The sequence below is a fragment of the Vibrio sp. S9_S30 genome (assembly GCF_014694455.1).
Lineage (GTDB): Bacteria > Pseudomonadota > Gammaproteobacteria > Enterobacterales > Vibrionaceae > Vibrio.
The window spans coordinates 250,174-276,727 of sequence record NZ_JAAUWT010000003.1 but is presented as its reverse complement, the minus strand read 5'-3'; the positions used below and the strand labels follow the sequence as shown (position 1 = coordinate 276,727).

General features: G+C 46.1%; 20 protein-coding genes. 10 read left to right on the top strand and 10 right to left on the bottom strand.

Going from position 1 to position 26,554, the window contains the following annotated elements; all coding sequences use genetic code 11:
* Positions 1 to 41: 41 nt before the first annotated feature.
* From HC752_RS05230 to deoD, 10 genes are all read right to left on the bottom strand, one after another.
* Entirely contained in the window at positions 42 to 425 is a 384-nt protein-coding gene (locus HC752_RS05230; protein WP_190334065.1) for a thiol-disulfide oxidoreductase DCC family protein, read from the bottom strand.
* A 232-nt stretch (positions 426 to 657) separates the two neighbouring features.
* On the bottom strand, positions 658 to 2,829 hold the full coding sequence (locus HC752_RS05225; RefSeq protein WP_190334064.1) for a prolyl oligopeptidase family serine peptidase: 2,172 nt from the start codon (positions 2,827 to 2,829) through the stop codon (positions 658 to 660).
* A 293-nt stretch (positions 2,830 to 3,122) separates the two neighbouring features.
* Positions 3,123 to 3,431, bottom strand: a complete 309-nt coding sequence (locus HC752_RS05220; RefSeq protein WP_190334063.1) for a ribbon-helix-helix domain-containing protein — start codon at positions 3,429 to 3,431, stop codon at positions 3,123 to 3,125.
* A gap of 332 nt (positions 3,432 to 3,763) precedes the next feature.
* Complete coding sequence (locus HC752_RS05215; protein ID WP_190334062.1) at positions 3,764 to 4,327, bottom strand: DJ-1/PfpI family protein; 564 nt, start codon at positions 4,325 to 4,327, stop codon at positions 3,764 to 3,766.
* A gap of 307 nt (positions 4,328 to 4,634) precedes the next feature.
* On the bottom strand, positions 4,635 to 6,179 hold the full coding sequence (locus tag HC752_RS05210) for a sensor domain-containing diguanylate cyclase (protein WP_190334061.1): 1,545 nt from the start codon (positions 6,177 to 6,179) through the stop codon (positions 4,635 to 4,637).
* Between the two features lie 143 nt (positions 6,180 to 6,322).
* Positions 6,323 to 7,675, bottom strand: a complete 1,353-nt coding sequence (locus HC752_RS05205) for a sensor domain-containing diguanylate cyclase (RefSeq protein WP_190334060.1) — start codon at positions 7,673 to 7,675, stop codon at positions 6,323 to 6,325.
* Between the two features lie 947 nt (positions 7,676 to 8,622).
* A complete protein-coding gene (locus HC752_RS05200; protein ID WP_190334059.1) occupies positions 8,623 to 10,206 on the bottom strand; it encodes a GGDEF domain-containing protein in 1,584 nt (527 codons plus the stop codon).
* Complete coding sequence (locus HC752_RS05195; protein ID WP_190334058.1) at positions 10,206 to 11,678, bottom strand: hypothetical protein; 1,473 nt, start codon at positions 11,676 to 11,678, stop codon at positions 10,206 to 10,208. Before HC752_RS05195 ends, HC752_RS05200 begins: the two co-directional genes overlap by 1 nt.
* 205 nt (positions 11,679 to 11,883) lie before the next feature.
* On the bottom strand, positions 11,884 to 13,353 hold the full coding sequence (locus HC752_RS05190; RefSeq protein WP_190334057.1) for an IS1 family transposase: 1,470 nt from the start codon (positions 13,351 to 13,353) through the stop codon (positions 11,884 to 11,886).
* 339 nt (positions 13,354 to 13,692) lie between these two features.
* A complete protein-coding gene (gene deoD / locus HC752_RS05185) occupies positions 13,693 to 14,403 on the bottom strand; it encodes a purine-nucleoside phosphorylase (protein WP_190334056.1) in 711 nt (236 codons plus the stop codon).
* Between the two features lie 417 nt (positions 14,404 to 14,820).
* Between deoD and HC752_RS05180 the strand changes: the two genes are divergently transcribed.
* From HC752_RS05180 to HC752_RS05135, 10 genes are all read left to right on the top strand, one after another.
* On the top strand, positions 14,821 to 15,852 hold the full coding sequence (locus HC752_RS05180) for a LacI family DNA-binding transcriptional regulator (protein WP_190334055.1): 1,032 nt from the start codon (positions 14,821 to 14,823) through the stop codon (positions 15,850 to 15,852).
* Between the two features lie 388 nt (positions 15,853 to 16,240).
* The gene (locus HC752_RS05175; protein ID WP_190334054.1) at positions 16,241 to 17,326 is read left to right on the top strand and encodes an ABC transporter substrate-binding protein; all 1,086 of its coding nucleotides are present in this window, start codon (positions 16,241 to 16,243) and stop codon (positions 17,324 to 17,326) included.
* 222 nt (positions 17,327 to 17,548) lie between these two features.
* The gene (locus tag HC752_RS05170; protein WP_190334053.1) at positions 17,549 to 18,415 is read left to right on the top strand and encodes an ATP-binding cassette domain-containing protein; all 867 of its coding nucleotides are present in this window, start codon (positions 17,549 to 17,551) and stop codon (positions 18,413 to 18,415) included.
* Positions 18,412 to 19,671, top strand: coding sequence for a sugar ABC transporter permease (locus tag HC752_RS05165; RefSeq protein ID WP_190334052.1), 1,260 nt, complete (start codon positions 18,412 to 18,414; stop codon positions 19,669 to 19,671). The genes HC752_RS05170 and HC752_RS05165 overlap by 4 nt, the downstream gene beginning before the upstream one ends.
* 52 nt (positions 19,672 to 19,723) lie before the next feature.
* Positions 19,724 to 20,455, top strand: coding sequence for an SDR family oxidoreductase (locus HC752_RS05160; RefSeq protein ID WP_190334051.1), 732 nt, complete (start codon positions 19,724 to 19,726; stop codon positions 20,453 to 20,455).
* 55 nt (positions 20,456 to 20,510) lie between these two features.
* Positions 20,511 to 22,154 (top strand): FGGY-family carbohydrate kinase, encoded by a 1,644-nt coding sequence (locus HC752_RS05155; protein ID WP_190334050.1) that lies wholly within the window; start codon positions 20,511 to 20,513, stop codon positions 22,152 to 22,154.
* A gap of 172 nt (positions 22,155 to 22,326) precedes the next feature.
* Entirely contained in the window at positions 22,327 to 23,280 is a 954-nt protein-coding gene (locus tag HC752_RS05150; RefSeq protein WP_190334165.1) for a YbgA family protein, read from the top strand.
* Positions 23,281 to 23,292: 12 nt separating this feature from the next.
* On the top strand, positions 23,293 to 24,129 hold the full coding sequence (locus tag HC752_RS05145; protein WP_190334049.1) for a MerR family transcriptional regulator: 837 nt from the start codon (positions 23,293 to 23,295) through the stop codon (positions 24,127 to 24,129).
* A gap of 7 nt (positions 24,130 to 24,136) precedes the next feature.
* The gene (phrB, locus tag HC752_RS05140; RefSeq protein ID WP_190334048.1) at positions 24,137 to 25,582 is read left to right on the top strand and encodes a deoxyribodipyrimidine photo-lyase; all 1,446 of its coding nucleotides are present in this window, start codon (positions 24,137 to 24,139) and stop codon (positions 25,580 to 25,582) included.
* 68 nt (positions 25,583 to 25,650) lie between these two features.
* Positions 25,651 to 26,550, top strand: a complete 900-nt coding sequence (locus HC752_RS05135; protein WP_190334047.1) for a L,D-transpeptidase family protein — start codon at positions 25,651 to 25,653, stop codon at positions 26,548 to 26,550.
* Positions 26,551 to 26,554: the final 4 nt, after the last annotated feature.

Below are 26,554 nucleotides of genomic sequence, written 5' to 3'. Positions count from 1 at the left end.
AACTACATCAACATTTGTATTGAGGCATAGCGAATGTAGGGTTATCGGCACTGTTTGCAATCGCTTCGTCGCTTGCCCGTTAGCAACCAAGAGATCGTGTATCTGTGTTTGGCAAACTTTAGGTAAATCCAATCAGCAACTGGACGGATGTAGGGTTTTCGCAACCCATTTACCCACGGCTTTCTGCCTACGGCGTTCCAGGCTGCTTGAGTCACATCAAGCCCCAAGAGTAGTTGGTTATTATCGTCGAGTGCATGAAGAATGCGGTTTGCTTCTGCAACAGGAATATTTGGGTATTTAAGTGAAAAGTCGGGTTGATAGAGGTCTTCTAGAATAAGGCGTTGATGGACGTCAAAGCGTTTGAGCTGATCCATCTCGGCTTTGCATAAAGGGCATGTTCCATCGTAGAAAATAGTGAGCGCCATAATATGATTACTATCAGATTTGTTGTGATTACTTTCAGCTTTTTATTATTGTACGAAAGAATGTATAGAACGATCAAAATATAAAAAGCGCTCAAAATATAAAAAGCGCTCTTGGCTAAATGCCGTTTCATAACCGCTTTGGCATGATTGACCTTTGAAGCGGTCCGGGGGAGTATAAAACGTTAAGGGAAGTTAAGCCGCCAAAACACATGACGGCTTAATGATGAGAGGCTTAAAGCTCAGTTACCCCCATGTTAAATAAGGTGAAGCTATACATATCGACATACTTCTCAATGCGCTTACCCGTAGGTTGAAAATATCCATGCCCCGTGTTTTTTCCCATTCTGAGTAATATAGGGTGACTACCTACTTGCTTAGACTGAAGCTCAGCCGCGAATTTGTAGGAATGCGAGGGAACAACTCGGTCGTCACCATCGCCTGTCATTATCAGGGTTGCTGGATATTTCGTGCCGGGTTTCACATTGTGGAGCGGAGAATACCCAGACAAATACTGGAACATTTCTTGGCTTTGGTCGGCTACGCCGTATTCCTGCATCCAGCCATTGCTTACTGTGAAGTTGGTGTAACGCAGCATGTCAAATACCCCAACCTCAGGTAACGCAACTTGGAAAAGCTCTGGGCGTTGCATCGCCACCGCCCCAACCAATAACCCGCCATTCGAGCTACCGTTTATCGCCAGTTTGTTGCTTGAGGTGTAGCCTTCCTCAATGAGGTATTCTGCTGCGGCGATAAAGTCGTCGAATGAATTTTGCTTTTGTAACTGAGTTGCTGCTTTGTGCCACGTTTTCCCGTATTCGCCACCACCACGAATATATGCAATGGCATAGATCCCCCCCATTTCTAGCCAAACGGCTTTCTCTGCCAGGTAAAAAGGTTTTTCAGTACGGCCAAAACCACCATAGCCATACAAGATGGTAGGTGTCGTGCCATCCATTGGGGTGCCTTTCTTATAGGTGATGAGCATTGGAACCTGAGTGCCGTCTTTAGATGAATAGAAAACTTTACGAGATTCGTAAGCGTCCGATTCGAACGGCGATTTTGAACCGCGGTACAATGTGCTTTCACCTGATTCAAGGTTTAACGAGTATATCTGGTTCGGTGTTTTTATGTCGGTGAAGGTGTAGCGCAACACACCAGGCTTCTCTTGTTTGCCCGAAAACCCAACTGCGGTGCCAATTCCAGGTAATTCGACTTGGCGGATGAGTTTACCCTGCATATCGTATTGCATCACTTTGGATGCGGCGTTAATCGTGTAGCTGGCAAATAAGAAGTTTCCGACGGTTGAAGCAGTCAGAGGGTGTTGGGTTTCAGGGATCACCTCTTTCCAATTTGCTGGCAGAGGCGCATCGGCACTGACGCTAACAACGCGCCTGTTTGGCGCATCTATGTCGGTCTCCAAATACAGTATGCTGCCATCGTTGTGGATTACTTTTGTACGGCTTTCCTCGGTATCCAAGATAGTTATCAAGTCGGAATTTGGTTTAGAAAGATCCTTCAGGAACAGCTTATTGCCTTGGTTTGAATTCGTGGTCGAAATAATAAGGTAACGGTAATCTTTTGTCGTGTAACCCGATACGGATTGATGTTTTTCAGCGTCTGTGCCACCAAAGATTAGTGTATCTTCGCTTTGCTTTGTTCCGACTTTATGGAAATAAAGCTTATGATGTTCGGTTTTGGCAGTAAGCTCACTGCCTTCAGGCTTGTCGAAGCGAGAGTAATAAAATCCTTCGTTGTGCAACCAAGATATTTGAGTTAATTTGACATTAACGAGGGTTTCTCCCACTTGTTCTTTGGTTTCAGCATTCAGCACAACCACCTTATTCCAGTCTCTGCCACCCTCAGAAATTTGGTAGCTGACAAAGGAACCATCTTCCGAGAATTTGACATCCGTTATGGCTGTTGTCCCATCGTCACTTAAGGTATTCGGGTCAAGGAAGACTTCTTGCTCATTATCGCCGATTTGTCTATAAAGAACGGACTGATTTTGCAGACCGCTAATTTTGTATACATACGTGTATTTCCCCTCTTTAAATGGTGGGGCGACTCTATCAAAATTTATTAGGTTGGAGAGACGATCTGTAATTTCTTGTCGATAGGGAATTTGATTTAGGTAATCAGACGTTACCTGATTTTGAGATGTTACCCATTCGGCGGTTTCAATGCTTTGATCATCTTCTAACCAGCGGTACGGGTCGCTTACTTTTACGCCAAAATACTCATCAACCACGTTGTCTTGCTTAGTAGCAGGGTAATCAATCGTTATATTTTGGGTGTGTTGAGTAAACGGTTTCTGAGTATCATTCGCTGGTTCAGCAGACAAATTGCAGGCAGTAACAGCGATAGCTGCCGTAATTGCAAATATATTGTTTTTCGTAGTCTTCATAGTCTTCCTTAAAATAATTATCTGTTCTTAATTTGGAATGTACTATAAAGCTCTGTTCATATGTTGTTTGAGTTTTCGTGGTTTTATATTAATTGTGGCAGGATCCGCCGATTAATATTGAACCTGGCTAGTCTCGACAGTCGTTTTGGAAGCGCATACACATGAGCAATAGAGAGTGAAATAATGGAATAGCGAGAAAATGATGTCGGGAGAAAAATGAGGAATAGGCAGCAAGCAGATTTAAGCGCTTGCTGCGCGAGTTCCGTCAATAATAACAGTGTTATCTAAATGGGTTATACCATCTTTTTTTTTGCAATGACGTTTGAGAAAAGCGTCATTCTTTCACCATTGTTTAGGTGAGTTGTACAGGCTACGCGGAGCAAAGACGCAAAATTCTTGATTTCTCCACGTTTTTCTAACACTTCTTTGTAAATCTGCGTAACGAAAGCTCCGATGGATAATTCGGATTTTTTCGCAATATCTTCAATGATTTGCCAAAAAATGGCTTCGAGCCTAATACTGGTTACTACGCCATCAATTCGGATAGAGCGAGTCTTTAATTCAAACAGTTCTTCTTCCGCTCCGGAGTATATTTCACACATGATCGTCTCCCGTCTGTGAGATGGTTATCTAGCGAGAATCTTTACGATTCTTAAAGCAAACGGATCCTTAAACTTCCTGAAAAGGTGACCTTTTGCTAATTTCTGTCGTTGTGTGTCCGATGATAAAACAAAAACAGCCAGAATAAAGCCTGGCTGCAGATTCGAAGTGTTAAGTACGCCGCGTAATCAACGCACAGACCACTTATTTAACGGCTATTTTTGCGAGATAGCGACGCTTTATTAAATTCAGCGTTTTTTCGCAGATAATCGATTTTTGCTCTATTGTGCATAACATGCTCGCCCATCGTCCCTAGTAACGAAAGAGCAATGGTTTAGAATGACAGAAGCTTGTTTAACTGCGCTAGCCATGCTGGGTGAGCGGGCCATGCTGGTGCCGTAACTAACTTTCCATCTGTGTAGGCTTCGTCCATACCAATGTCTTGGTAGTGACCACCTGCTGATGTTACTTCCGGAGCACAAGCTGGATAAGCTGATACCCTTTTACCTTCAACCACATTGGCCGCGGTAAGCAGTTGGGCACCATGGCAAATGGCGGCAATAGGTTTGTCTTGCTGGTGGAAGGCTTGAATGAGCGAAAGTACTGCTGGGTTCAGTCTTAGGTATTCTGGCGCTCTGCCCCCCGGAATGACAAGGGCATCATAGTTTGCTGCGTCGGCAGCAGCAAAAGAGGCATTTAGCGAAAAGTTGTGTCCAGGCTTTTCTGTGTAAGTTTGGTCGCCTTCAAAATCGTGAATGGCGGTTTTGATGGTGTCGCCCGCTTCTTTATTTGGACAAACGGCATCAACGGTGTGCCCAACCATTTGAAGCGCTTGAAAAGGGACCATGATTTCATAGTCTTCAACGAAATCACCTGCAAGTAAAAGTATTTTAGCCATGTTGTTTTCCTCATATTTAGTAGGGGCTATATCTTACAAAATTCATTTTGACAAAAGACGACTCGAATAACCGAGGAGAGGCTTTTGTTCGGATTATGTATGCAGGATTGCTGATGAAAGAGAGTGATGGGTAATAGCTGAATACTACAGACGAGATGTCACTCACAATGTCGTTTTCTTGTTGAGAGCGGGGGGGTTTTAAAAGCGTGGGTTTAGATCATAAGTGACCCTGTGGTGCATAAGATAAGCTATCAAGGGAAGTTTGTTTGCATCTCGGTTGTTTTTCGTGTCCATCGACAGCCCTTTGTTACTCTTCATTGTCACAATGAATGGTCGTTTGGTCTTTTCCTTGATGTTTCGACGTATACAGCGAGCGGTCGGCATGGCGAACCATCGTATTGAAGTTGGACTGGGTTTGCCCGAAGTAACCACCAATACTCACGGTGATAGGAAGAGAAAGATCGCTGTGTGGCATGGCTTTAATTTGATGGCGTATTTTTTCTGCAAGCTCTTCTAATTCTTCTACCGAGCACGAAGGATGGAAAATCATAAACTCCTCTCCTCCCCATCGGCACAACGACGAGATGTCAGGGAGCACATTGCTGATCCGGTTTACAATTGAAATTAAAACGTCATCGCCCACTAAGTGCCCATAGGTATCGTTGATTGGTTTAAAATTGTCGATGTCTAAGATCAGTAGCCCTACTTCACGATGGTTATTTACGTAACCCGGATAGGCACTGTTCAATTCATCAAAAAAACCCCGTCGATTCTGGATATTTGTGAGAGGGTCTATACGCATGAGTCGTTGATTTCGACGAAATGCGATATATAGGAAATGAGCACTAAAACTCAGGACCATCCCCATCAATAAAAGAGTCCACACGGTTATAGAGTGCTTGATGCCTTTCTCTCGAAGCTGCTCTCTGCTGACGAAGTGCACAAGATTCAATTCATTTTGAACAACCTGCCGCCACAAATAAAACCCATTATTATCCTCGATCCAGTTCATACCATCGGAAGGGGAAGGGAAATCGATTTTGTCTCCGGCGACAAACTCAGATACCGAAGACACAATCTTACGGTTCTCATCGACCAAATATGACTGTCCCACAGAGCTGCTGACTTGGAGCAAGTCAATTAAGCTACTCATACCAACATCAATCGCGACGACGCCAATAAATTCACGATGCACCCAGATGGGATCAGTGATGGTCACTATTAGCCCTTGTCCCCCGCCATCTTCGTACAAATCAGAGATAAACTGCCGACCGGATGGGTTCTCAGAAGGCTGTGCTTGAAACCAAAATGGGCGTTCAAAATCTGCTTTTCTGATTTGGAATTCTGTCACGGGCAGTTCAGGGGATAGGAACACATATTTGTTTGCAGAAATGTAGTAAGACCATACCGCGACATCGAGCTCTCGTACTAATGTGCTGATTTGTTCATTCAAAGACAACACCGCTGTCATTTCAAAGCGTTGTTTATCGTTTTTCGGGTTGAACGGCTCTAGCATGGTCAGCGTCCCTTTTAGTGTGGACGCTTGGTTGGGGTGATCAAACGCAGAGAGGCCATAGAGGTCGAATTCGGGAAAATACTTAATACTGTTGATCCACTGAGGCAGGTTAATCTTTCCCTCTTCAGCAAAGTGGTAAGAATGGATCATGGTGTTTCTAAGACCAGTATTGTGTGCAGCAATCAGTTTAAAGTACTGTTCGAAAAGCCCTGCGCGGACATTTACAGTATTGATAGAGTCACGCCTAAGCTCATCGATTTCTGACTCGTAGTAAATATAACCGACCACAACAAGCAGTGCTGAAAAAAGAGCAGGAATGTATAAGCTTTTCTTCATTAAACTCAAATCCGTTCATGGCTTAGTATTTGGCATATTGGCTACTATTAAACAGTGGCGTGGTTGCATGTTTCCTTTAAAGTTAGCCGAAACAGACAAGCTTCTCCATCCTAGTCTCTGATTTCTTAAAAAATGATTCGACGCTAAGCGATAATGGTTTGGTTACGCCCCATTCTCTTTGCTTCATAGAGCGCCATGTCGGCATTTTTCATCATATCGTCGATTTGAACATCTGGTGAACTGACGGTAAGACCAATGCTGACGGTTACTGTGAGGGACTTTATGCTGTGCTGGTTTTTAGCTATAGCAAGGTGAATTTTTTCGGCGACCCAATGCGCCCGATCGAGGTTGGTGTCTTGAAGGAGTACAACAAATTCTTCTCCCCCCCAACGGCAAGTCACGGGCGAATGGCTCGCAACTTTTTTAATGGTACTGGCAATGGAACGAATCACTTCATCGCCGATATTGTGGCCAAAATTGTCATTAATCTTTTTAAAGTGGTCAATATCGATCACCAATAGTCCGCATTTTTGCTGGTTGCGCAGCGACTGTTGGAATATAGGTTGAATAAAAGAGTAGAAGCCGCGTCGGTTATAGAGACCAGTCAAAGGGTCAACCAACATCAGTTGTTTGTTTTTCTTCGCTGAGACATACGTAAAGAAGGACAAAATACTAAGGACACACCCCACCATCAATAGAGACCATACCGTTGATGAAGCTTTCATGGCTTCTAGCAGTAATGTGGTTCTTTTTAATCGATGAACTAAAAAGAGCTCTTGGCTAATGGTGGGTGTGAAGTAATACCACCCTTCGTTCGATTCTTTCCAACCTTGGTTCGTATCTGACACCAAAATGGGTAATTTGTCGCCCAGAGAAAATTCACTCAAGCTCGCCGTTAATTGCAGATTTTCGTCCACTAAGTATGACTCGCCAGGCGCTTCGCCTACTTTCAGCAAGGAGGTCATAAGATCCATGCCAATATCAATGGCAACGATGCCAAGAAACTCGTTACCGCGATAAACCGGATCTGAAATCGTGATCATAAAACCTTGTCCTGCCGCGTCATCATACAACTCAGTGACAACCTGCTTTCTTTCAGAGTTGCTGGTGGGCAATAAACTCGTCCAAAATGGTTTTTCATACAAAACCTCGCTGAACTGAAAGGACTCAACAGGAAGCTTTGGGGAGAGAAACAGAAATCGATTCTTGGATAAGTAATAGGCCCAAACGGTCATTTTAAGGTCATCAATGACGGTACCTGCCTGCTCATTGATGGATAACACTGCTGCGATTTCTTCAGCAACGGGATCGGTCGGTGACTGGATAGGCATATCCATCGTCAGTGTGCCTTTAAGCCAATTGCCTAATTCGGGTTGATCAAATGCAGAGAGAGCATAAGTATTGTACTCGGGAAAGTACGTGATTTCTTTAATCAGATCCGCTCTCGCCTTAAGAATGGATTTCTGTTGGACATCTAATTCAATCGAATTTTTCATTGCCGTATTCTTCGTCGACATTAACCGAACGTAAAGGCGTAACAAATTCGACCTCACCTCCAAAGTGGATAAGGTGGATTGGCGGATATTTTCAGCCTGATGGTGAAAATGAGCCAGACCAAGGGCCAGAAATACGACTATGAGAACAATAGGGTATAGAGTGAGTTTTGACATCATAGTTTCTTATTGTATTACCATTAGGTTTGATGAGGTAATTAAGATGAAAAGCAATCTGGGTTCAGATAGTTAGGCTGTACTTTAGACAGTCACTAAACCACTGACAGATCATACCGGACGCAAGTACTATACGAGTTTGATTTTTAACTGATAGTTTTATTGTTTCTTATTGAGGCTGAGCTAAAAATACGAGTGTTTGAGGTTTAGTTATACATCGATAATATTAGCTAAATGGTTTTATATATAAAAAATGTCTAGAGTTTTGATATTTAATACTAAAAAATTCTACCAAATTGGATATATAGCATTGTAGTACGTTTTGCACATATTATTAGGATATATGTGTTTTGATTCACTTGTTTGGGGTTGGCTCAGACCTGAGACGAACCCCAATCCTCTTACAGGAAAAGAAGAAAGGAATCTCATGGTTGATTCCTGCGTCTACAATCTAGCGATGGATGGAATCTGTCGTTGAATCGAGATGGATCTTTAATTGTATTATATTGAATCATTATAAAATTTAGCGATTATCTCTACTCGTTTAACCCTATGTCATGCATAGATGTGGGGGATGTGTTCCGTTATTGCTTCGCTTCGCAGTTTGGGGATAGAAAGCGGATATCCAGCCCCAATAAGCTGGGATAGTGATGTAAAAAAGCGGAGGAGGCGATAGAGGAAACTTGAGGTGGCGATGAAGGAAACTGAGAGGAAAGCCAGCCTACGTCGTTGTAGAGTGACTGGCTTTTCAATGACGGGTATTTATAAGGAAACTAAACCTCGTAGCAGACTTGGTTTCGACCTTTTGCTTTCGCCCGATACAGTGCTTTATCGGCGCGGTAGAAGGTGCGTTGTGTGTTTTCACCTTCTCGATGATTGGTGACCCCCACACTTACCGTTAACCCACGCTCGCCCAAAATATCGTGCCAGCCAAACTGGAAAATACGTTCTCGATAGTGCTCGGCATGCAAGACAGCTTGCTTGATATTGGTGTTTTCCAAGATCACTAAGAATTCTTCACCACCAAATCGCACACAGGACGCACCACGGAACCGGAAGTGTGCGGCCAGCTCATGGGAAACATTCACAATGGCTTTGTCGCCCACTAAGTGGCTGAGTTCATCATTGATCGACTTAAAGTGGTCAATATCGATCACCATCAAGGTGAACGGCGTTTCATGCAGTAAAAGATCTTTGAGTTTTACATCTAGCCAGCGTCGGTTGTGTAAGTTGGTTAATGGATCGGTAAATACGTCTTGTTGCAATTGTGCCACTTTGTCTTTCTGAGATTCGGTGGTCTCTTTCAACTCTTTGTTTTCTTGTTCAGAAAGAATCAGTTTAAGTTGGAGTTCAAATCGGGACAGGCGGCGAAGCTGAAACCCAGCCAAATCACTGATAGGAATGTTTTTGACTAAGTCGGTACCAATTCTGAACGCTTTCTTCTCAAAGGCGAGCGCTTGTTTGTAGTCTTTTTGCGAAGCAAATACATCACTGAGCGATTCATACAAGCTTTTTAGCAAAACTGGTGAGTTGTTCGATTGGATGCGTTTTATGGCGCTATTGAGTGTGTATTCTGCAAGTTCGGTTTTACCGATGGCGTTCAAACTTCTTGCCAACTCCAACCGCATCATGTTTGAAAGCCAGTAAGCGCTCACATTGTTTAACGAGTAACGCGCTTTAGCCAATACTTCTAAGGCTTCTTGAAACAGTTTTTGTTTACGAAGAATTCGAGCTTGGTAAAGAATGATTTGCCCTGCCAGCACCTTGTCTGAAACCAGAATGCTGAGTTCTTCGCATTCATTAAGCAGATCGTTCGCGTTGGCTATGCGCCCTAAAGATATCAGGCAAGATACGGTGTACAGCTTGCATCTTAAGCGTAAAGAGCGGCTGCTGATGGCGTGATCAATACCATCGATTTTTTGGTAATACTTGAGTGCCCGATTATGGTCACCATAGGCGTCACACAAATTCCCCATGCCCAGCACGGCAATAACGTAGTAATCAATATGACCAAATTCAACGGAAATGTTCGACAATTCTACACACTCTTTCAATGAGAGGGCATAGTCACCATTTTCATAGAGGCGATCAGCCAGTGTTGCCTTAATGGTGAGAATGTCTTCCACGTCTCTGGGAAGTGAAAGCAGAGCGACCGCTTCACGAAGCTCGTCCAAACTGGATTTGGGTTGGTTCAGCTTGTCTCGGTATTCGGAGCTGATCAAAAAGCAGTGAGAGCGTTCAAGGTTGGTCGTCGCGATGTGCTGGCGAACGTGGTCCCAAAATATAATGGCATCTTCACCCGTAACGGAAGACGGATCCAATCCGGCTTCAGAGACTTTGCTGAGTAACGCTTCCATTAGCTTGCTCCGGTTTCGGTGGATTTTTCGACCAGTTGATCGAGCGTGAATGGGAACGTCAAAATATCATGCAGCGACGTTTTTGGTGTGTCGCCTTTTAAGCCTCGGCGCTCCCATGGATACATAGCGATCATTTGGCTGAAGACATCAAACAGTTTATTGGCTTCATCACCTTTTTCAGAAATGAGCATACCGACACGAGTTTCATCGAGCTGAGAAATCAAGTCACTCCTTCCACATAAGCAATGGGCAAGCTCAATGCAGATTTCTAGGTAATTGCTGTCGTCGTGTTGAACCACGATAACCGCGTGATTGGACTTTTTCAGTTCTGATTTAAACAGAACCATTTGTTCCCACCAATAGGTTTCTGACACGACATTGGAATAACGCTTTTCTCGGTTAAATTCGATTTGCCCGCGAATTCGGTTAATCAATTTACGTGCACGTTGTTCGAGTTGTCGTTTTGAGCCTCGCGCTTTGTCCATTCCTAGGCGGTTCGTTTGCTCTTTCAGCATATGAATGGAATACTGGCGGTATTTTTTGAACGCTTGAAGGGCTTGCTCATAATCGGCACTTTCTTCGGCGACGACCGATTGTTGAAAGCAAATCTGAGACAGCAGTTCGCCGTTATCAAACGGTTTCGCGGCATCTTCGGCTTGTTGTAAAAGCTCGCCTGCAATTTTGAAGTCTTTACGTATCAGCTCTAGCCTTGCTCGGCTAATAAACGAATGCGCTTTCATCCACGTTAGATCGTGTTTCACGGCAAGGGTATGGGCTTCCATTGTCGAGCTTTCGGCATCTTCTAAACGCTCTAACCCAATGAGGGCCAAACCACGGAAATCGCATATTTCAGCGCGCCAGGTCGGATCTTGGTGATACTTCAAGGCTTCTTCTGCACCATCCAATATCGACAGCATTTCAACGTAGTTGTTCAGCAGATAATAGTCCCATGCCAGCAAAATTCTCGCCTTGCCTTCCAACCAGTCGATACGGGCATTATTGGCCACTTTGACGGCCAGTTCATGGGTTGATTTAGCGAGATGGACATCTTCCGTAATCCGCCAGACGTTACCCAATCCGATAAGGGATTCAATTTCAATCGTGGACTCACCTACCAAAGCAGATTGTTCTAGTGCGTTGATCCAATATTGTTGGGCTGAATAGTATTTGGCTTGTCCCCAAAACTGCAGGGCATGAATATGAAGAATTTCAGGGAGGTAGTTATCGTTGTCTAATCGGTTTTGACCTGTTAGTGCTTCTTTAATGGCTTTCATGCCTTTCTGGTAACTCATTAAGCTCCAGTAACAGCGTGAAATAACGATATAAGCTTGAATAACACCTTCGTGATACAGGATTTGTTCTGCACGGGTTAAACATTGCTTCGCCTGGAGCAATACCCCTTCGGGTTCACTTTCAATTCGAGCACGCAGTTGCTCTAGCTCGTTTTCAATTAATATCTGGGCTTTATCCAATGTTTAGTCCAAGCAGTTACGTATCTTAGTTTCAACTTTGCTATTATATTGTGCCCTCAATAAGAATGGCACTACCAATACAATGATAATATCCACATTTTCTCAATGAAGTACAACCTTTGTAGCAATTTGCCGTTTATCTCAATGATGAATAGGTTCGTTTCTTCATGGATTATTTAACGCAAGACAACAAAGATTATTAAAATCAAGACAACAAAGTTCGTAATGTCAGCGGTTTGTCTGCCAGTTTAAGAAGCTGTGCTGGCGTCATACCGTCCTTATCTTGGTAGCACAAATTGTGCCAAGCTCGGAAAATGTCCAACAGAGGAAGTAACCCTCCAGGGCGTAATTTGCGGCGAGGTTCATTGATGAAGCTTTCAAATAATAATTGAAAACGTTGCTGGTAATACTGTGTTTGTGTCGTGGTTGCAAGGTTTAGCCAGTGTTCGTGGTCGGCATTGTCGCCTGCAAGATAACAAATCCCTTTTGCGTGATTATCGTTGTTTCGAATGGCCCAGCGATCGCGCCACCACCCCATATGGACAATGTCAATTTTTTGAGCCATCGCATTTTCTTGTTCGTTGGCGTCTTCTTCTACGTACATCAAGTCAATATTATGGCGCTGTATTCTCGGTAAGCAAACCGATAACGCAGCGGAGCGCAGAATAGGGTCTTGCGGCATAAATATCGAGACGCGTTTTTCGTCCTCACACATATTCAAAACATGAAGGTAGTGCGCATAAGAGGTATAAGGGGGGCGAATTAATGCGCCCTTTGACGGGTAATTAAATGTCAGCATATTACCCATTGGGTCTTCGACATTCCCGCGCGCCAAAATTTCTTGGTACTTGTTATCGATTTTTTCACGCAGAGAGGTAGCGGGGCGCGTAGCAGCCTCAAAAGATTCGGGTTGATAGTCTTTCGAAACGAATCTCGCGGGGATGTCGTAGGGGTTGTGATCAACGTTACCTAGCGGTTCCTCATCGAATGAGTAATTGATGTGCTGTGACAAGGCATAACCCGAATCCGCATCGGTGGTCACAATCCAAAATACACCATTTTGGCTACGAGGTTGAAGTACGGTGTAATGCGAGGAGAGATGATATTGCTCGGCATGGTTCATCCAGCGTGCATCAAACATTGCCAACTTGCGACGGCAACGGCTCGCGATTTGATCAACGTGATCGTAAAACGTCTTGGGGTTGATTTCGAGCTTACGACAAATTTCACGCACGGAATATCCGGTAAACAGATGGCCGAGTAAGTGCTCTTGAAATTCAATTTTGGTGTTGCTGCCAGACCATCTATCAACGAAAGTCGTTTGACAGCCTTTACAGCGATAACGTTGTCTATCGCCGCTGTAGCCGAAGGCATGATAAAGGTGTTTATGGGTATGGACGGTTTTGCCCACATTTTCACAATTGGGGTTACGACACGCAGGCAAGCCGTCACTATGGACGGCTCTAAGTCTGTTTAGTTCGTTAAGAACTTCGCGATTATTAAGTAAGGGGGGGAAAGCACCACACTCACGGCACACCATCGCAGGACGTTTAGGGTTTGCATGCTGCAAAACATACCGATTTGCATCACTCAATCCAAAGTTGTCACACGCCAATGTTTTACAAAAGTTGAGTTGCAACCCATCTGCATCCTTTGGCAGTTTACCGTCTGACACGATCGCCCCCTCGGGAATAAGCTAGGGTCTGTTGACCTTTCGCGGTTAAATTTTGTTCGAGTTCTATGTGTGTTAATCGAGGTGCAAGGTCTTTAGCTTAGTGATGTTAAGCCAATACCTTGCAACAAAGAGTAAAGCGCATAAAACCGAACCCTTTGGGCAGCATTGGTGGTCTCTTTCTACTGCGCTACCGCTTATTGATGTCGTGTGGCGACACCGACACCGAATAAGCGCTGCGTTGTATCAAAAACCCACACATGGCTGCAAAAATCATGGCTGCAAAAATCATCTCGAAAGGTCAACCGACCCTATTCAACCAGCAATGCTGGCAGCAATACATTACAAGTTAACGGCCGTTTCTAGAGCAACGGTCATCATGTCATTGAATGACTTCTGACGATCTTCTGCGGACAGTTTTTCACCACGAATGATGTGGTCTGAAACGGTTAGAATGGTCAGCGCTTTGGCCCCCAGTTCTGCCGCCACACCATAAATGCCTGCCGCTTCCATATCGACCCCTAAGATGCCTAGCTTTTCCATTTTTTCGAAAATGCCGGCTTCCGGTGTGTAGAAAAGGTCGGCAGAAAATACGTTCCCCACTTTAACAGGGATTTGGTTTGCACGTGCTTGTTTAACCGCTTCTTCCAAAAGACCATAGTCGGCAACGGCGGCAAAATCGTGGTTGGCAAAGCGAATGCGATTGACTTTCGAATCTGTCGACGCACCCATGCCGATAACGACATCCATTAGATTCACGTCGTCTTTTACCGCACCGCAGCTACCGATACGGATAATGTTTTTCACACCGTATTCAGAAATTAACTCGTGAGTGTAGATACAAGCGGAAGGAATACCCATTCCGTGGCCCATTACCGACACTTTCTTCCCTTTATAAGTCCCTGTAAAACCGAACATGTTTCTTACATCACAAACTTGCTTTGCATCTTCTAGGAAGTTTTCTGCAATGTACTTAGCACGCAACGGGTCACCTGGCATAAGAACCGTTTCTGCGAAATCGCCCGCTTGCGCGTTAATGTGTGGGGTTGCCATAGTGATACTCTCCAAAGTGAGTTTTGGTAATTCGCAGGCAATGATGCGACAACAATTACCAAATCTGTTGAACAGGGGGTTACTTCTTGACAGCAATACTAGCGCCGTGCTTGGTTTTAACTTGTGACTCAAGTCACATTAAAACCCAAATTTTAGCAAAGAAGGAGTGTTGATAACGAAATATGTTGAAATCGGGAATGCAATCGATTTGCTAGCAGGCAAAGCAAGCGTTTTCTTTCTTTTAAGCTCGATGCTTGAGTGCATTACACCTTTCTTACTAATCCCCTAATCCTTTATTAACAACCTCTTAATTCTTGCTAAACAAATTATCAACAATGCGCTTGATTATTGACCATTTATTCAGTATCGTAATTTGAGTTAAACGTTTTACAGTAGGTAAACAAAGGATTTGGTCGCATGAAGAAACCTTCAATTCGAGAAGTGGCAAAACTGGCTGGCGTCTCTACGGCGACGGTTTCTAACGTGTTTTCAGGAAAGAAACCTGTGAACACCGATCTTAAAGAGCGTGTTCAACATGCCGCGGAGTCGCTTGGGTATCAGGTAAACCGAGTGGCATCTCAGTTGCGTTCTCAACACAACAACGTGGTGACGGTGCTGGTTCCTAATATTACGGATACATTCTTTGCCACCATAGTGACGTTATTGGAAAGCTTTGCGTATGAGCAAGGCTACGATGTGATAGTGGCAAGCGCACACGACCAAACGGATATAGAACAATCGCGTATTCGGACCTTACTAAGTTGGCACCCTGCGGGCATGATTGTGATTCCATGTTCGGGGAGCCTTCCAAAAATATTGTTCGATAAAGCCGATGCTTGCCCTGTTGTGCTGGTCGACCGTGTTGCAGTCGATGAGTTGTCGCTGGATTCCATCACCATTAACAACCGAGATTCCGGTGAAATGGCGTGTCGATATTTGGTCGAAGCAGGGCACAAGAAAATTCTAACCATTGCGTCTGACTTGTCTTTTCCTCCGATCAATGAACGGGTAGAAGGCGGCAAACAGGCGGTGAGTGTTTTGCTAAAGAACCAAAGTGACGCTACTCACGATGTGATCGAAATTGGTGCGGATCTGGATGCTGGGTCGATAAAAGTCGGGGAATGGCTAGACGCAAACCCCCACCCAACCGCCATATTTTCGCTGACTAACGTGACCACACTCAGCACACTGACGGCGCTGGCAGAGCGAAACATCAAAGTAGGGGAAGACATTTCTCTATTGGTGTTCGATGACTACGCTTGGATGTCGGCAAGAAGTGTCAGTTTAACGGCAGTTCGCCAACCTGTTGAGGCAATAGCCAAACATGCGTGGGACAGGCTAATGCTGAGGATCAACGAAGAGGCTGAACAAAACGTGAAATTGTCGACGGTATTAGAAGCAGAATTGATCGAGCGGGCGTCGGTTTTGCATTTAGTGGAAGAGAAGTGAGTGTGAAAGAGAAATGAGTGGCAGTCCGCGCCTGAAAAGCCCGTATTTAAAGCCAATTTGGGTATTTTAAATGGCACCGTCACTAAGTAATAACGTCACTATTTAATAACCGTCACTATTTAATAAAAGAAGAAAGAAGGAACGAAAATGTAGAACAAACTTATATGGAAATAGACGTTACCAAAGAAAATCGACCCTACACTTTCGCTGGTTGTTAGAACTTAGGACAGTTCTAAAGTCTTTGCTTGTTGCAGCAAACAAAAGACTTTTGCACTTTAGTATACCCAAGTTTTAAAAGCAATACGGTGGAGGGATAAAGGAAAGGCAGCTGTCGGACGGCTGCTGAAGGTACAGCTGTACCTGACATATCTTAAATGGAGTATTAACTATGAAATCCTTAGCCACGAAACGAATCGCAAGCAAGCTAAAATCAGCAAGAAAATTGAGTGTTTCTGCTGCGTTGCTTGTCTCTTTTGGTGCGGCATCTACTCAAAGTATTGCTGCCCCTTTGGTTGCATTTCTTATGCCCGATCAAGCCTCTACTCGTTATGAAGAGCACGATTATCCGGGCTTTAAGGCAGCGATTAGCGAACTCTGCTCGGATTGTAAAGTGATCTACCAAAATGCCAATGCGGATGTCGCGTTGCAACAGCAACAGTTCAACTCCGTGATTACCCAAGGTGCAAAAGTGATTGTATTGGATCCAGTGGACTCAAGTGCTGCCGCATCATTGGTTGGCTTAGCGCAAAGCCAAGGAGTCAAGGTCATTGCGTATGACAGACCCATTCCTGATAAAGCGGCGGACTACTATGTTTCTTTTGATAATAAAGGCATTGGTAAAGCCATTGCCGACAGCTTGGTTGAGCATTTACGAATCAACAAAGTGTCGAAAGATTCCGGTGGCATACTTCAAATCAATGGCTCACCAACGGATGCCGCAGCGGGTCTTATCCGAGATGGGATCGATCAGGGTTTAGATGGCAGTGAATACAGCACGCTAGCCGAATACGCAACGCCAAATTGGGCACCACCAAAAGCGCAGTCGTGGGCGAGTGGTCAAATTAACCGTTTTGGTTCGAAGATCATCGGGGTCGTCGCGGCGAATGACGGTACGGGCGGCGGTGCGATTGCCGCGTTTAAGGCAGCCGGTGTTGACCCTGTGCCACCAGTAACGGGTAACGATGCGACACTGGCAGCGCTGCAATTGATCATTTCTGGCGATCAATACAACACCATTTCCAAACCTTCCGAAATCGTGGCCGCAGCGGCAGCAAGAGTCGCGGTCGCGATGTTGAACGGTGAAACGCCGGAAGCCAAAACCACCCTCTACAACACTCCCTCTGAGCTCTTTGTCCCAGAAGTGGTCACGCGTGGCAACATCAAAAAGATCATTTTTGATTCGGGCATAGCCTCCGCTGACGAGGTGTGTACGGGCCGTTATTTAGCGGGCTGTAAAGCGCTTGGGATTAAGTAACGCTTTGTCATCAAACTGGTTTTTTTAAGCAGTTTGAGTGTGAGTGCCACTGGGTCTTTCTCTAGTCATAGGGTCTTCCTCTAGCCATAGAGTCTTTCTCTAATGGTGGCACTCTCCTATCAGATTTTTCATTACGTTGTGAAAACGAGTCTCGAAGTGCAGATGGAAACAGCGTTAAACGAAAAGTGTTGAATAGAAAACGCCTTGAATGGAGTAAGTGTTATGGCGTCGAACAGTTCAGTTCAAGAACAAGTCCAAGGACAGTCAAATCAAAACGAATGGGGCCCAGCAGGGGACATACAGCCCATTTTAAGCTTGCGTAACGTATCTAAAAATTTTGGTGCGGTGGCCGCGTTAACCAATATCGATCTTGATGTTTACCCTGGTGAAGTGGTGGCACTGGTGGGCGATAACGGGGCAGGGAAATCTACCCTCATTAAGATCCTTGCAGGTGCACATGCATTAACCTCAGGCACGATTACGTTTGAAGGAAAAGAGGTTGATTTCAATAAACCAAGCGATGCGCTGGATCTGGGGATTGCCACGGTTTTTCAAGATCTCGCCCTCTGTGAAAACCTCGATGTCGTCGCGAATATATTTTTAGGACAAGAGAGAAACAGCCTGCATCTGGATGAGACTGAAATGGAAGTCAAATCTTGGCAATTGCTCAATGAGTTAGCCGCTCGCATACCCAGTGTGCGAGATGTTGTTGCGTCTCTGTCTGGTGGGCAGCGTCAAACGGTAGCGATTGCGCGTTCGTTATTGCTCGATCCTAAAATCGTGATGCTGGATGAGCCCACTGCGGCATTAGGGGTCGCGCAAACGGCGGAGGTATTGAACTTGGTTGAGCGTATAAAAGCCAAAGGGTTAGGAGTGATCATGATTTCCCATAACATGCAGGATGTGCGTGCCGTTGCCGACCGAGTCGTGGTGCTACGATTAGGCAAAAACAATGGGGTATTTAAAGCGGATGCTTCCAACGAAGCGTTGATAGGAGCGATAACTGGCGCCACCGATAATGCCGCAATGGCGCGGGCGAATCGTATGGATAAGGTGTCCTCCGCAGAGAAAGAGGAGAAAAGAGCATGAGTCATTCCTCGAATACTACGCCAAACCCCCATCATTTACTGGATAGAAGCGATGCCCGCGTCACGCATGCTATTGGTGCGGCTGGATACCTTCGTCAATGTATCGATCAGGTAAAGTCTGGTGATTTAGGCTCGTTGCCTGTCGTGATTGGGTTAATTCTCATTTGGGGGATTTTTACCTACATCAATCCGATATTTTTGTCCCCTAATAACCTCGTTAACCTGCTTTTTGATAGCTCGACCGTTGGCATCATCGCATTAGGCATTGTTTGCGTTTTGATGCTGGGCGAAATCGATTTATCCGTTGGCTCGATGAGCGGCGTTGGATCAGCGATTTTGGGGGTGCTTTGGGTGAGCCAAGGTGTGCCACTGGGTATCGCCATCGGAATCAGCCTATGTTTTGGTGCCATGGTGGGCTTGGCATACGCGTCGCTGAGAAACAGTTTCGGTATGCCGAGTTTTGTTTCAACCCTCGCTGGATTGCTTGCGTTGCTTGGTTTACAGCTGTATTTGCTGGGTTCCACAGGATCCATCAATTTGCCTTATGGGTCTGCAATGGTGAATTTTGGGCAACTGATGGTGATGCCTGATTGGGTTTCTTATTCTCTGTCTGTTTTGGCGGGTGGCGTTATTGCTTTTTCTGAATGGACGCTTAGGCGCAAACGCCAGTCGGCAAACCTGTCCGCAAAGAGTGCCAAGTTCATCTGGATGAAAGCACTGGTGATAACGTCAGTGCTGCTCGCGGTTAGCGCGTATTTGAACCAAGGACGCGGCATTCCATGGATGTTTGGTTTGTTTGTTTTCCTTGTGGTCGCGCTCAACTATGCGCTCACTCGCACCAAATGGGGGCGGTACATGTTGGCGGTGGGTGGAAACGCAGAAGCGGCTCGCCGTGCCGGCATCAACGTTAAAGCCATCTACGTCAGCGCTTTTGTGACTTGTTCAACGTTGGCAACGTTAGGGGGCGTACTTGCGGCGGCACGTTTGGCGTCTTCAAGCCAACAGGCAGGAACCGGCGATGTCAATCTCAACGCTATTGCTGCGGCCGTGATTGGGGGAACCAGTCTGTTTGGTGGTCGCGGTTCGGCTTGGTCGGCGTTGCTTGGCATTATTGTTATTCAGTCTATCGCGAGTGGTTTGACGCTGCTCAATCTTTCTTCGGCCCATCGTTACATGATCACTGGCGCGGTTCTCGCCGTTGCTGTCATTATCGATAGTGTTGCTCGCCGAAGCCGTGTTTCTCACGGTAAAGCTTAAACCTCCGCACCGGTATCAAAAAATCGGTTGTGATGAATAAGGGAGAGAACCCATGAAAATGAACATTGAAGGAAAGGTTTACGCGATAACCGGTGCGGCATCTGGAATTGGATTCGCTTGCGCCAAGGCGTTGATTGATGAAGGGGCAACCGTTGTCCTGATCGATAGAAGTCAAGACGGTTTAGAAAAGGCCTGCGAAGAGTTGGGTACGTTGGCGTTGCCTTTAGTGGTGGATTTGATGGATCCGCATCAGGTCTCGGGCATGCTCGGAGGCATTCTCGCGCTGACCCAAGGCAAATTGAATGGGTTTCACGCCAACGCAGGGGCCTATGTTGGGGGGATCTTCGCCGAAGGGGATCCGGATGAATGGGATCGCATGTTGAATCTCAATATCAATGCGGTCTTTCGATCCATTAAAGCGGTGCTGCCGCATTTAATTGAGCAGAAATGTGGGGATATTGTGGTGACCAGCTCGATAGCAGGCTTTGTTCCCGTGGTTTACGAACCTATTTACACCGCATCCAAACACGCCATTCAGGCGTTTGTGCATTCGCTACGACGTCAATTGATCCCTCACTCGATACGCGTGGGAGCGGTGGCGCCAGGGCCGGTTGTGACCGCGCTTTTGGATGATTGGCCAAAAGACAAAATGGAAGAGGCGCTGGCAAATGGCAGCCTAATGCAAGCCGAGGAAGTGGCCGACTCCATTGTTTTTATGCTGACACGTTCACCGGGTGTCACGGTTCGAGATTTGGTTATTCTACCCAATAGTGTGGAGCTCTAAGCGCTTTGCTCAAGCGCATTGCCACAAATAGGGAAAGAGAAACGGAGTGCTATCAATGAAAGCAAGCAACGTGCAATTTGCAGACAAATACGTCGTTGGGGTGGATGTAGGAACAGGCAGTGCTCGTGCTGGGGTGTATGATCTCCAAGGAAAAGAGCTCAGTACCGCAAAGTACGATGTGCTGATGTTCAGCAATGAAAACGCGAGGTATGAGCAATCCTCAGATCAAATTTGGGATGCCGTAGGCGGTTGCGTTCGCGCAGCGGTGAGCAAGGCGGGCATCGATAAGCACCACGTGATTGGTATTTCATTTGATGCGACATGTTCTTTGGTGGTGATTGGTGATGAGGATCAGCCTCTGCCTGTGGGTAGTCACAATAATGCCGACAGAAACGTGATTGTGTGGATGGATCAACGTGCGACGCCGCAGGCCAAGCGCATCAATGAAGAAGGGCACTCAGTTCTTCATTATGTGGGGAACCGCATTTCACCCGAGATGGAAACGCCAAAGCTGTTGTGGTTAAAAGAAAATCTGCCAGAAACGTACTTGAACGCGAAGCACTTTTTTGACTTAACCGACTATCTAACGTGGAAGTCCAGCGGGTCGCTTTTACGCTCCATTTGTACCACCGTATGCAAGTGGACTTACCTTGCGCACGAAAACCGCTGGGATGAGACGTACTTTAATCAGTTTGGGCTCAACGAATTAACACACGGCAACTTTGCCAAGATAGGGAGCACAGCGGTCGCACCGGGTACACCGCTCGCACAAGGTTTAACACAAGACGCGGCAGCGCATTTGGGCTTACCAGTGGGGACGGCGGTTGCGGCAGGGCTAATTGATGCGCACGCGGGGGGCGTCGGTTCCGTTGGGGCGATCAATGAGCAAGGCATTTCGGATCCAACCGCTAGCCTAGCGTATGTGTTTGGCACATCCGCTTGCACCATGACCACGTCTTCAACCCAAACCTTGGTTGCAGGCGTTTGGGGACCGTATTATTCCGCGATGATCCCTGGAATGTGGCTCAATGAAGCGGGACAATCGGCGGCGGGCGCCGCTATGGATCATTTGATTCAATCGCATCCCGCGTTTCCTGAACTGAAAGCCATAGCGCACATTCAATGTTGCACGCCAGTTCAATATTTGTCTGAGCAGGCGAAAGCGCTTTGCCCGTCACTCAGCGATGCCGTTTTTCTTGCCAAAGGGCTGCATGTTCTCCCTGAGTTTCTAGGGAACAGAGCCCCTCACGCTGACCCAGATGCGCGGGGAGCCGTGCTGGGGCTCGATATGGACGACTCTATAGAGAGCTTGGTCAAACTGTATGTTGCAGGGCTATGTGGCTTAGCGTATGGATTGAAACAGATCATCGATGCGCAATCGGCAAAGGGCATTCATGTGCGGCAGGTCGTCGTCAGTGGTGGGGCAGGGCAAGATCCGCTTATTCGTCAAATATTGGCTGACGCGACAGCGTTACCTATTGTTGCGCCTGTGGCAGCGGAGCCTGTGATGCTTGGAAGTGCCATTATGGCCGCCGTTGCGGCTGGTGCGTTTACCGATGTGTTTGACGCAATGAAAACCATGTCGCATTTTGGTGAGCAATATGTGCCCGCGACAGGAGAAGTGGCGGATATCCACCGTCAGCGGTACGCTGCTTTCATTGAAATACAAAAAACAGTCAGCAATATTCGAGAGATATAATGGAGGTTAATCAATTCATTACACCAATAGCCACGGTGAGGATTTGGCGGAGTGACATAATCGATACAAAAATATTTTTTGTATCGATGTGATCGAAATGCTATAGATCCTTGTACAAGAAAAATACTTGTACAAAATAACCAAGCCGATGGCATCGGTTGGGGAGGAAACCATGGCAGCGAATGAAATTAAAATTGGTGTAAGTGCGTGTGTAATTGGAGAGAAAGTGCGCTTCGACTCTGGGCACAAAATCAATCACTTTTTAACTAAAGACTTTTCGGAGTACGTCAGGTTTGTTCCGGTCTGCCCCGAGGTTGGAATAGGGCTTCCGGTTCCTCGCCCGACGATTCGTCTTATCAGCGACGAAGAACGCATCGCGTTGGTCGAAACAAAGAATCCGAGCCAAGAATACACGCAACGCATGATGGACTTCTCAGAGAGTAAAGTGGAAGCGCTGATCTCTGAGAATTTGTGCGGCTACGTTGTGTGTGCAAAGTCGCCAACCTGCGGAATGGAGCGGGTCAAGGTGTACAAGAAGAACAGCGCCGAAAAAAATGGGGTGGGGCTTTACACCAAGGTGCTAATGGAAAAGATGCCGTGGTTGCCTGTTGAAGAAGACGGGCGATTGCATGATCAATTTTTAAAAGAAAACTTTATTGCGCGTGTGTATGCCCTGCACGATTTTTACCAGTCCATGGGTGGCAAACCGACACCGGGGAAAATCGTTCAGTTTCATTCACGGTACAAACTCAGCTTAATGGCGCATCACCCTGAGTCCTATCGTTCCATCGGGCGTTTGGTGGCCAACATTAAGCATTACGATGCCCAAGCTTTCTACATTCAGTATCGTAACGAATTGATGAACGCGCTTAAGCACCGAGCAAGCCGTAAAAACACCACCAATGTTTTGATGCACCTTCAGGGGTATTTCAAGCGAGATCTGGATAAAAGCCAAAAGCAAGAGCTGGCGGAGACGATCCAAGATTATCGCCAAGGTTTATTGCCATTGCTGGCTCCGTTAACGTTGATTAAACACTACTTGAATTCGTACCCAGACCAATATTTAGCCACGCAACGCTTTTTGGATCCTTACCCGCAAGAACTGAGATTAAGATATGGACTGTAAGAGCTTTTAAGTATGAAAGATCTTAACGACGATAGCCCTCGATATGCGATTCGAGAGGTCTCTGAGATGACCGGAATCAAACCGGTCACTCTACGCGCATGGCAAAGGCGTTACGGTTTGATACAACCCAAGCGAACTCAAAAAGGGCACCGTCTTTTTTCGCAGCAAGACATTGATGCCATACGTGAAATTCAAGGCTGGATCAACAAAGGGGTTCTGATAGGGAAAGTCAAAGAGCTGATTCGTGGTGGGTCACAACCGGATCAATCGGAAGGCAGTGAAGCCCCCTTAAAAGAAGTGGACCTCCTGCTGGAATCCATTGCCAAGATGGACGCTCAGAAAGGCGATAAAATGTTGTCTTCTTTGTTCAAAGAATACCCAACTCCACACATCGTGAATAAGGTGATATACCCCGTTCAAGATGCATTGGAAGCCGTTAAAGGAACACAGCGTTCGCTTCAAATGGCCTTGTTTCGTTCATTAATGATGTCGGTATCCAACCGGATTATCGACGCTGAAAACAAATATTGTCAGAGCAAAAAAGTACCTCAGAATCAAAATGCGTTACTTGTCAGCTTCGATGCGCCCGGAAGCGTGGACACGCGAATTCACGCACTTTTGCTGTCAGATACTGGGAAGCGCGTCACCATACTGGAAGGGGTAGAAGAGGTGAGCGGGTTGCCAGATATGTTGGATGCGCACGCTTTTTCTCTGGTTTATTTTCATTGCAGCAAAAACATCAGTAGCAAAATAGCGAGCAATATTAAGGCACTCTCTTCGTTAGATTTGTATGAAGTGGGGTACTCTCCTATCATTCAACAAGTGTATTTCAATCAAATTGAAGAATAACAATAGTATGCAATTGGTTTGGTTTCGTCGTGATTTAAGAACATTGGATAACACGGCTCTTTCTCAAGCCGTCGCGACGGGCAAACCCGTCATCGCGCTGTATGTCGCGACACCTCAGCAATGGGCCTCCCACCATCTTGCACCGATTCAAGCGGATTTGATTTATCGGCGTTTGTATGAATTGCAGCGGGAGTTGCATGAGCTGAATGTGCCTTTGGTGTACGCTGAAGTATCGACGTTTGCAGAACAAGCCGACTTAATGTGCAAGCTGCTTACCGACGACAACATTCAAGCCATACACGCCAATATCGAATATGAGTGGAACGAAAAGCAGCGAGACTCGTCCATCGAAAGCCGTTGCCCTTCCTCCAAAAAATTGCATCTGTATCACGACAAATGTGTTTTGCCTCCGCGGCGCGTATTGAACAAGAAAGGTGAATATTTCAAAGTGTTCACACCGTTTAAGCGTGCGTGGTTAAGTTGGATTTCACTCTCTGGCGTCTCTGTTTTTCCTCGTTTGAAAACGGGCAACATTGAAATGCCGGATATTGCGTTTCTTCAACCTTGGGTGCGCGAATTCAGTTCAACGTGTCATTTCAGCTACGCTCGGGCAGACAGCAGTGACTATGACGTTGATACGGAATCGCTCATTCATCAGCTTCGAGCGTTTTGCGCTGAAAACCCTTCCAGTGATGAGAAAAGCGTTGCTCGCTATAAAGAAGATCGAGACTTCCCCAGTATTGAAGGCACCAGCAAACTGTCTCCCTATTTGGCATTGGGCTTTCTTTCTGTTAGGCAGTGTGTGGCTCGTTTAGCTTATCAACGTAATATCAAAGATCTGAATGAAGGGGAGCAAGCGTGGTTGAGTGAGTTGGTGTGGCGAGAGTTTTATCAACATTTGCTCGAATTTGAACCAAAATTAAGCAAAGGCTTACCGTTTGTTGACTGGGCGCTTGATCTTGAGTGGCATAATAACGAGGCGTGGTTTGAGCGTTGGAAAAAGGGGGCCACCGGTTATCCGATCGTGGACGCCGCAATGAGGCAACTCAATACGACGGGTTGGATGCATAATCGGCTTCGAATGATTGTGGCAAGCTTTCTCACCAAGGACTTGTTGATCGACTGGCGTTGGGGAGAAGATTATTTTCTGTCGAAACTCGTAGACGCAGATTACGCCGCAAATAATGGAGGCTGGCAATGGTCGGCTTCAACAGGATGTGATGGGCAGCCGTATTTTCGAATTTTCAACCCGATTGCTCAGGGAGAAAAATTCGATGCTCAAGGTGAATTTGTTCGCCATTGGGTTCCAGAGCTCAAACAGGTGCCATCGAAATACATTCATCAGCCTTGGACTTGGCCGGAAAGTCACACTCTGGACTACCCCGAGCGTGTTGTTGACCATAAAACCCAGCGTGTTCTGGCGTTAAGTATGTATAAAAAAGCAAAAGGGTAGGTATGTTGGCGAGGTACATGTATCGCTGACATGCCGCCGATTGAACGAAATTAAGGTAAAAAATAGGAATGAAGAAAGCAGTTGTTGGTGTTTGGTTAGTGTCCTTGGTTGCATCGTCGGTTTCAGCAGCCACCTTTCCACTGCCTATTGAAGGAAGCAACTTGGCAGGGACAGTGCAGCGGCATGTGGTTCAAGAGGGAGAAACGTTCGCGCTTATCGCTAAGCAATACGATGTTGGCTTTCTTTCACTTATGGCGGCGAATAAAGGTTACGACCCGTTCCTTCCCCCAGAAGGTTCAGTGCTGGAGATTCCAACCCGCTTTATTCTTCCTAATGTCCCCAGAAAGGGCATTGTGATCAACTTGCCAGAACTTCGATTGTATTATTACCCCAAAGGCAAAGACATTGTGCACGTGTTCCCGGTGGGCATTGGTCGAGTAGGGCGAGATACACCCGAGATGGTCACGAGGATTTCGAGTAAAATTCCAAACCCAACATGGACGCCCCCGGCATCGATCCGTAAAGAATACGCTGAAAAAGGCATCAGCCTACCAAGAGTGGTTCCCGCGGGGCCCGAAAACCCTTTGGGTGATTACGCCATGCGTTTGGCTTACGGATCGGGTGAATATCTGATTCACGGCACCAATAAAGATTTTGGCATTGGGCTACGTGTGAGTGCAGGTTGCATCCGAATGGAACCCCGAGACATCGAGTGGCTGTTTAATCAAGCCAGTGAAGGTGAGCAGGTGAGGGTCATCAATCAGCCGATCAAAATGTCGCTGGAACCCGACAGAAGTGTGTTCATTGAAGTTCATGAACCATTAACCAACAGCAAAGGCGTTCAAGCCAGGCTCGAGTTGCCAAGGGAATTGAGCTGGTGGATGGATGAGTTTAATATTTCAGATGCCAAAGCGAAAGCAGCGGTTCAAGTACAAAACGGCGTGCCAATCGAAATTGCCACGCCGTAGGTAT